Genomic DNA, 1,844 nt, shown 5'->3' with positions numbered 1-1,844 from the left:
CCTCCGTGGCGTGCCGCACCGCTGTGCGGACGCGGGCGCCTGCCTCCGCGGCGCCGCGGAGGAGGCCGCGGCGATCGGCCACGGCCAGGGCCTCGGGGGCGTCAAGGAGGGATTCGTCGAGCATGGGGTCGGGCCTCCGATTCGCCGGGCGACGGGGCGGGCGCCGCCGGTCGCACTTCTTGTCGTAACGCCGGGCCTTGCGGGGTGGGTGCGGGTCGCTGCGCGGGGCTTGGGCGGGGCTTACGCGGGGCTGCGGGGCCTGCGGGGCCTGCGGGGCCTGGGCAGGCTTCCTTGCTCGGGAGCCTGCGGGGCCCTGCGGGGTCCTGCGGGGCTCTGCAGGGCCTTACGCCGGGCGGCGGGCCTCGTCGACGAGGAGGACGGGGATGTCGTCGCGGACGGGGTAGGCGAGGCCGCAGTCCTTGCCGTCTGCCGTACAGACCAGCTCCGCGTCCGCCTCCTTGAGGGGGGCGTGGCAGGCCGGGCAGGCGAGGATCTCCAGGAGGCCGGCTTCGAGCGGCATGGGGTGGGTCCCTTCGAGCGGGTGAGGTGAGGAATGTCGCCTGGTCAGCCTACCGCTGGCCCCGGGGCCTTGGGCGTGTACGACCGGGGGCTTCGCCCCCATGGCTCCCGGTGGGGCACTCCGGTCGTTCTTCGGGTACGACCCGGGGGTCGTTTGCACCGCCCCTTCCCCCAGCTCTCGGCTTCGCCCGAGCAGGGGATGCCCCGATTGCTTTGCGGAACGCCTGCGCATGTACGGGACGGCCCGGGTGGGCAAGCGCGGTGGGGCGGCTGCCCGCAGGCGCGGTGGCCTAGGTGGGCGAACGCAGTGAACCGCCTGCCCACAAACACGGCCGCACAGGTGGGCTAGCGCGGTGGAGCGTTTGCCCGCACATGCGGCGGCCCGCACCGGCAAGCGCAGTGGAGCACCTGCCCGCACACGCGGTCGGCCACGGTGGGCAAGTGCGGCAGAGCACGTGCCCGGCGACCTGGGGGGGCAAGCACGGTAATCCGCCTTGCCCACGCCCGGATAGGCAAGCGCAGTGAAACACCTGCCGCCAAATACAGCCGCCCAGGTGGGCAAGCGCGGCAGAGCACGTGCCCGGCGACCTGGGGGGCAAGCACAGTAATCCGCCTTGCCCACAGACACGGCCGCCCGAGTGGGCAAGTGCGGCAGAGCACGTGCCTGGCGACCTGGGGGGCAAGCACGGTAATCCGCCTTGCGCACAAACACAGCCGCCCGAGTGGGCAAGCGCGGTAGAGCGCCTGCCCGCACACGCGGCGGCCCGGGCGGGCGAGCGCGGCAGAACACGTGCCACAAACACGGCCGCCCGAGTAGGCAAGCGCAGTGAAACACCCGCCCCCCAAACACGGCCGCCCAGGTAGGCGAGCGCGGCAGAGCACGTGCCCGGCGACCTGGGTGGGCAAGCACAGTAATCCGCCTTGCCCACAGACACGGCCGCCCGGATAAGCAAGCGCGGCGGAACGCCTACCCGCACATGCAGCGGCCAGCACGGGCAAGCACAGTGGAGCACCTGCCCGCACACGCGGCGGCCCGGGTGTGGCACGCCCAGTGATCCGGCCTACCCACAAACACGGTCCGCCCGGATGGCAAGGGCAGTGATCCGCTTACCCCGCACACGCGGCGGCGGCACGGGGGGGCGGGAGTGCCGGGGTGCCTGGCCGCGGGGGATGGGCGGGTGGGCTGGAGTGGTGGAGTGGTCGCCCAGGGGCCCCACGGGAGCGGTGGGCGTGGGACGTGGTTGGCGTGTGGGGGTCAGGCCCTGATGATCGCCAGGGCTTCGTCCCGGGCCCTGGCCATCGTGGCCTCGTCCCTGGCCTCGACG

Annotated in this window: 1 protein-coding gene; it reads right to left on the bottom strand. The window is 73.5% G+C overall.

Annotated features, from left to right (window positions below; translation table 11 throughout):
• Positions 1–343: 343 nt before the first annotated feature.
• On the bottom strand, positions 344–520 hold the full coding sequence (locus tag ABD378_RS37755) for a Trm112 family protein (protein ID WP_344528797.1): 177 nt from the start codon (positions 518–520) through the stop codon (positions 344–346).
• Positions 521–1,844: the final 1,324 nt, after the last annotated feature.

This window comes from Streptomyces rectiviolaceus (assembly GCF_039533825.1).
Lineage (GTDB): Bacteria > Actinomycetota > Actinomycetes > Streptomycetales > Streptomycetaceae > Streptomyces > Streptomyces rectiviolaceus.
The sequence above is the reverse complement of the archived record's forward strand: the minus strand, read 5'-3'. Positions and strand labels throughout refer to the sequence as shown.